The organism is Acidimicrobiia bacterium, from assembly GCA_040881685.1.
In the GTDB taxonomy this organism is placed as follows: domain Bacteria; phylum Actinomycetota; class Acidimicrobiia; order IMCC26256; family PALSA-555; genus SHVJ01.
Window position 1 is genome coordinate 70,373 of the sequence record JBBECS010000040.1, and the last position, 6,369, is coordinate 76,741.

The window sequence follows — 6,369 nt, forward strand, 5'->3', positions numbered from 1 at the left end:
AGGGTATCGACTCAGCCGTGGGTCTGGGCGTAGGCGATCATGTCGGCATAGACCCGCAGCACATTCTCCGAGTAGGTGCGGCTCGTCGCCCAGTTGCCCTTCCCCATGTCGTTCCAAGTGGGTGCCCACCCCTTGGCGTAGAACGTGTCGAAGTTGCGCCGAGCTGTGACGGGGTTCGAGCCGTACCAGTAGGGAGACGGCGGGTACGCGAGCCCCGACGATCGTGACGTGGAGTCGGCGTAGTTCTTCAGGTGCTGGACCTGCGCGCGTATGCCGTCGCGCGCACTCGGGAACCGGCGACCGGTCGAGCAGCTGTCACACCAACCGAGGCCGGCAAAGTTGTTGCTCGGCGCGGACCGGAAGCCGCCCGTCTCGATGATCGACTGCGCGAAGGCGAGATCGCCGCGGATGTACTCGGCCTGACCCTCCTCCACGAAGAGCTGGGCAAGGCTGTCGATGGTCATCCCAGGCACGCGGAACGTGTAGTCGCGCGTCCGCCACCACCCAGCCATCTGGGCAGCCGTCAAGATCGTCGGACCCATCACCGGCTCACCGTTCGCACGTAGCGCGCCGAGCGCGCGGGCGCGCTCGAGAGCGCTGTTGGCGATCGCGACGCGTCGATCGAGCTCCGCTTGCTGCGAAGCGAGCTGGGCTTCAGTCTCGCCAAGCTGTTGCTGTTGCTGAGCGAGCACGCCTTGCTGCGCGGCCAGCTCTTGCTTGGTGGCCGCGAGCTGTGCAACGGCTGCGTCGAGCTGATCCATCGTTGCGTCGTCCTGCTTGGCCGCGGCGTCCGTGAGGCGCTGATGTCGAACCGCCTGCAACGAGGGATTCAACGGGATGGCGTTCTCCTTGTTCGTCGGCCCCGAGTTTCGGTACAGCGCTGCCGCGCGGTGCCGCACGATGCGTCGCAAACGCTTCACCTCGGCCTTGAGCGCGGGGATCTGCGCTTCGATCTCGGCGACGTGCGCCTGCACCGCGACGATCTCGGCTTCCACCGCCGCGAGCTGTTCCTGCGCCGCGACAAGCCGGCCCGCCGCTTCGTGGGCCGCAGCCTGCGCGGCCTCGACCTCGGCCTGCGCGCGGGCGATCTCCTGATCAAAGGGATCCGCCTGCGCCGAGGCGCTGGGCGCGGCCGCGAGCAGGCTCGCCAGTCCCAGAGCGAGCGCGACGAAGCGGCGGGAGCACCGAGGCATTGCCGGGAGGCTAGGCAACACAGACCACAGTGACAACACGGCCACCCAGGGTGGCCTGGCGCCGCCCTTCTACGCTCCCTGCATGGCCGATCTCGGACGCGTCGGGGTATGGACGTTCGCCCTAGACCAACAGCCAGCGGGGCGGGCGCGCGAGCTCGCGGCCGAGCTCGAGGAGATGGGGTACGGCGCGATCTGGATCCCCGAGGCTGTCGGGCGCGACGCCCTGGTGAGCTCGTTCCTCTTGCTGTCGGGGACCGAGCGGCTCGCTGTCGCGACCGGCATCGCCACCATCTACGCGCGCGACGCGATCTCGATGAACTCGGGTTGGCAGACCGTGAGCGAGGCGTTCCCTGGCCGATTCCTTCTCGGGCTGGGCGTGAGCCATCGACCGATGGTCGAAGGCATGCGCGGCACCGAGTACCGACCGCCGCTCACTGCCATGCGTGAGTACCTCGAGCAGATGGACGCCGCGCCGTACTTTGCAGCCAAGCCGACCGTCGCGCCCGAGCGTGTGCTTGCCGCGCTCGGACCGAAGATGCTCGCCTTGTCGCGCGACCAGGCGTCGGGTGCCCACCCGTACAACGTCCCGCCCGAGCACACGGCGCTGGCGCGCGAGATCCTCGGGCCGGACCGCATCCTCGCACCTGATCAGATGGTCATCCTCGAGTCCGATCCCACGGCCGCCCGCGCGATCGCCCGCCAGACACTCGCGATCTACTTCCCGGGCCTCGAGAACTACGTGAACAACCTGCGTCGACTCGGCTTCGGCGACGAGGACTTCGAACCACCGTTGAGCGACCGCCTCGTGGACACGATCGTGGCGTGGGGCGACGTCGAGGCCGTCACCACCCGCATCCGCGCCCATCACGACGCCGGTGCCGATCACGTGTGCGTGCAGGTTCTCCCTGGTACCAACATCGACCACGTGATGCGCGATTACCGCACCATCGCCGAAGCCCTGCTGTAAAGATGGTTACGCGGGTTGGCGGTTCTGGTCGAGGTCGAGGTGGAGCATGCGGATGGCGTTGCCCCGCATGAGCTTGTAGATCGTCTCGTCGTCGAGGCCCTTTGTGAGCTTCTCGGCGATCTCCTTGGTGTGCGGCCACGTGGAGTCGGAGTGCGGGTAGTCGGTCTCGAACGTGATGTTGTCGACGCCGACGGATTCGAGAGACTCCAGTCCGTGCTTGTCGTCGAAGAAGCACCCGAACACGTGCTCCTTGTAGTACTGGCTCGGCGGCTTGAGCACCTTGCCTTCGAGGTTGGCCCACGCGCGGTTGTGGTCCCACACGTCGTCGGCGCGCTCGAGGATGTAGGGGATCCAACCGATCTGGCCCTCGGAGTACGCAATCTTCAGCTTCGGGTGCTTCTCGAAGGTGCCCGACATCAGGAAGTCCACCATCGACATCGCCGCGTTCATGTATGTGAGCGTGGAGCCGACACCCGCCGGCGCGTCGGCCGACGTGGACGGCATCTTCGACGACGAGCCGATGTGCATGCACACGACCGTGTCGGTTTCGGCGCAGGTAGCGAAGAACGGATCCCAGTAGCCGTCGGCGTCGTGCACCGACGGAAGCCCGAGGAACGGCGGGATCTCGGTGAAGCACACCGCGTGACCGCCGCGTGCCGCGCTGCGCTGCACCTCCGCGGCCGCGAGCTTGGCGTCCCAAAGCGGGATGAGCGGGAGTGGGATCAGCCGCCCACCGGAGCCGCTGCACCACTCGTCGAACATCCAGTCGTTGTAGGCCTGCACGCACAGGAGCGAGAGCTCTTTGTCGTCGGCCTCGAGGAACGTCTGGCCGCAGAAGCGCGGGAACGTGGGGAACGCGAGTGATGCCTCGGTCCAGTTGGCATCCATGTCCTCGAGGCGCGCCTTCTGGTCGAAGCAACCGGGGCGCATCTCGTCGAACGTGATCGCCGTGACCTTCACTTCGTCGCGATCGAAGCCCGCGGCAGCCGAAAGGCGCGTCAGCGGATACACGAGATCCTCGTAGAGCCACCAGTCGCACATGGGGCCGTCGTCGCCCGGCGCGTACGAGAACTTGCCGCCCACGAACGTCATCTCGCCCAACGGCGCGCGCATGGTGCGGGGCCCGATCTCCTCGTACTTGGCCGGCAGTCGGTCCTGCCACACGTTTGGCGGCTCGACCACATGGTCGTCGACGGACACGATCTTGGGGAACTCGGCCATGCGCCGAGCATACGACGTACCTGACGAGGCGTCAGGTAGTGGTTGCGCCGAGGTACCCGGCCGCGAGCCGCTCGGCATCCGCCTCTTCGCGAGGTCCTGACCAGACGATGCGGCCGAGCTCCATGAAGGCAACGGTGTCGGCGAGCGCCATCACTTCACGCGCCTTCTCCTCCACGAGGAGCACGGCCGACCCGAGATCCTTGAGCTCGCGGATCGCCGCCACCACGACCTCAGCGGCGAGCGGCGCGAGCCCCAACGTCGGCTCGTCGGCGATGAACACCTTGGGTGGCTGCGCGAGCACGGGCGCCAAGCTCAGCATCTGCTGCTCACCACCTGACAGCAAGCCCGCGAGCTGGTCTCTCCGCTCACCGAGGATCGGGAAGCGCACATATGCCTTCTCCATCTCCTCCGAGGCTCTGAGCAGCACACGCAGGTTCTCCTCCACGGAGAGTCCCGGGAAGATTCCGCGCGCTTCAGGCACGAGCAACAACCCATCTCGGGCCCGCTGGTACGCCGCATGGGTCGTCACGTCTTCGCCGCCGAGCAGCACTCGACCACTCGTCGAGGTCAGTGCGCCCGCCGCGACCGCGCACACCGTGGACTTCCCCGCGCCGTTCGCGCCGAGCAACGCCACGATCTCACCGGGGTGCACCGCCAACGACACTCCGTGCAGCACCTCGCCCCCGCCGTAGCCCGCGACGACTCGATCGATCGCGAGCGCCGTCCCTTCCACGACGACGGCGGGTGCGGCCACGGTCTCGGCGTCCACTTCGGCCTCGTCCTTGCGTTCGATCGCGGCTTCGGCCGCCAGGATGCGCGCCTTGCGCTCGCGCTCCAGCCGCTTCTCGACGCGCTCGTGGCCTACCAACGCCAACAGGCCGTCGGGGTTCTTGGCCAAGTTGATCGCGCCGAGGCCGAACAGGATCGGCGTGAAGAACGAAGAGGTCGTGAGCGTGGTGAAGTCCTCGCCACCGATCACGTCGCCACCAAGCCAGCTGAAGATCTGCTGGGAGCAAGCGAACGCCAGCCCCGCGAGCAGCGCACCGCCGGGGCGACGAATCCCAAACGTAACCGCGACCGTCAGCCAGATGAGCGCAAGAAGCGGCGGCGCGCTTCCACGCGTGATCGTGAAGTTGATCATTCCGTACAGCGCGCCACCGACGCCGGCGATGGCAGCCGAGAGCGCGAAGAGCATCATCTTCTGCTTCGCCGGCGAGATGCCAGAGGTCTGTGCCGCTACCTCGGAGCTGCGCACCGCGAGCATCGCTCTCCCGGTGGGCGACCGGAAGAGGCTGTGGATGAGCAACGTGAACGCGCCGAAGAACACGAAGCCCAGGAGCACTTGATGATGCGTTTGGGAGAAGTCGAGGCCGTCCTGGGGCCCGGGGAGCACGAGCTCGGCAAGTTCGTTGAGGCCGGGGATGTCGAGCGTTGGTGCCCGAATGATCCACCCCAACGTCGACCGACCGATCGGCTCGTAGTCGAAAAAGGTGGCCTGGGTGAAGAAGGCGAGTACGAGCGTGCCGAGGGCCAGGTACAGAGCGCCCAGTCGCCTCACGAGCACAGAGATCACCGCGCCGATCGAGCCGGCAACAGCCGCCGCGAACAGCAGCGCCCACATGAAGTTCGCTTGACCGTCGTCGGACACGAATGGGATCCAGCTTGGCCACTCGAGCTCGAGCGCGTACCCCGCGGCGAAGCCGCCCGCGATCACGAACGTCCCCTGCGCCAGGCTCACCATGCCGCCGATGCCGGTCACGACCACGAACGACAAGAAGATCAGGCCGACCACGAGACCCTTTGCGATGAGTCCGGCTTCGTAGGTATCCGCTTGGGCCCATCCCGCGCCGAACCACTGGAAGGAGAACGCCGCGAGCAGGACCGTGAAGATCACCCACGGCAGGCGCCGGCGCATCGGAGAGAGACCCTCGCGGTGATCGCGTGGTGGGCGCTCGTCGGTCACGCTGCCCGCTTCGCGTGCCTTCACCCTGCCGGCCTGGATGAAGAGCACGAGCAGGGTGGCCAGGTACGGGATCGATGCTTTGAGTCCGGAGAGATCGGCGATCGCCGACGGCAAGATGTCGTTGGCGTATCCGGCGACAAGATTCTGCATGACCCCGAGCACGAGGCCGCCCACGAAGGCGATGGGTATGGAACGCAAGCCACTCAGCGCGATCGCGAAGAGCGACGCGAACACCACTCCCGTATACAGATAGTCGCCGAGCTGGAACAACGGAGTGATGAGGATGCCTGCCAACCCCGCGAGCATCATGGTCAACACCCATGCCGCTTGCGACGTGCGCGCGTCGTTGATGCCCCGGAGGCTGGCCAGCTCTCGCCGGTCGACGACGACGCGCATCGAGAGGCCGATGCGCGTCCGCCGCAGGATGTACCAGAGGGCGCCGGCCGAGAGCGCGGCTGCCACGAAGATGGCGATCTGATTGTTGTCAATGGCGATGTCGAACGGGTGAAAGACCACCCGTTCGTCGGGTCCGATCCCGGGAGTCTCGCCCGTGGTGCGCGCCACGCGCGCTGACTGAAGGCCGAGACCGAAGATGGCCTCGCCGAAGACCTCGCACAGCCACTGAACGAGAGCAGGCAATGCGATGACGAGTCCGATCGTTCCAACGATGCGCGCGTACACGGGCGCGGCCGCGAGACGACGAAGCAGCACTCGATCGAGCAAGAGCCCGAGGAGTGGGGCGAACACGAGAACGGAGAGGATGAGCGACGGGATCCAATGCACGCCCTCGCCGGTGTGGATCTGGAAGTAGAAGTACGCGACGGCGAACGCGACGGCGCCGTGACCGAAGTTGAAGATGCCCGAGGTCTGGTACGCGAGGACGAGCCCCGACGCCATGATCGAGTAGATGGCGCCGGTGACCAGGCCCGACACCGTCAGGGAGAAGAACCGCTGCACGTCCCGCCGACCTCGCTCGCTTTCAAGATCCGGACGGACGGCGGCGGCCGGGCTCGAGCCCGGCCGCC

Annotated in this window: 4 protein-coding genes; 1 reads left to right on the forward strand and 3 read right to left on the reverse strand. The window is 66.8% G+C overall.

Annotated elements, in window-relative coordinates; all coding sequences use genetic code 11:
• Positions 1-11 precede the first annotated feature (11 nt).
• Entirely contained in the window at positions 12-1,193 is a 1,182-nt protein-coding gene (locus WEE69_10720) for a glucosaminidase domain-containing protein (GenBank protein MEX1145766.1), read from the reverse strand.
• 82 nt (positions 1,194-1,275) lie between these two features.
• On the opposite strand from WEE69_10720, the gene WEE69_10725 reads away from it, so the two are divergent.
• Positions 1,276-2,160, forward strand: a complete 885-nt coding sequence (locus WEE69_10725; protein ID MEX1145767.1) for an LLM class F420-dependent oxidoreductase — start codon at positions 1,276-1,278, stop codon at positions 2,158-2,160.
• 6 nt (positions 2,161-2,166) lie between these two features.
• Here the strand turns inward: WEE69_10725 and WEE69_10730 are convergent, their stop codons facing one another.
• Both WEE69_10730 and WEE69_10735 read right to left on the reverse strand, forming a co-directional pair.
• Positions 2,167-3,381: an amidohydrolase family protein gene (locus tag WEE69_10730; protein MEX1145768.1), complete on the reverse strand. Its 1,215-nt coding sequence runs from the start codon at positions 3,379-3,381 to the stop codon at positions 2,167-2,169.
• 31 nt (positions 3,382-3,412) lie between these two features.
• Positions 3,413-6,301, reverse strand: a complete 2,889-nt coding sequence (locus tag WEE69_10735; protein MEX1145769.1) for an ATP-binding cassette domain-containing protein — start codon at positions 6,299-6,301, stop codon at positions 3,413-3,415.
• Positions 6,302-6,369 lie beyond the last annotated feature (68 nt).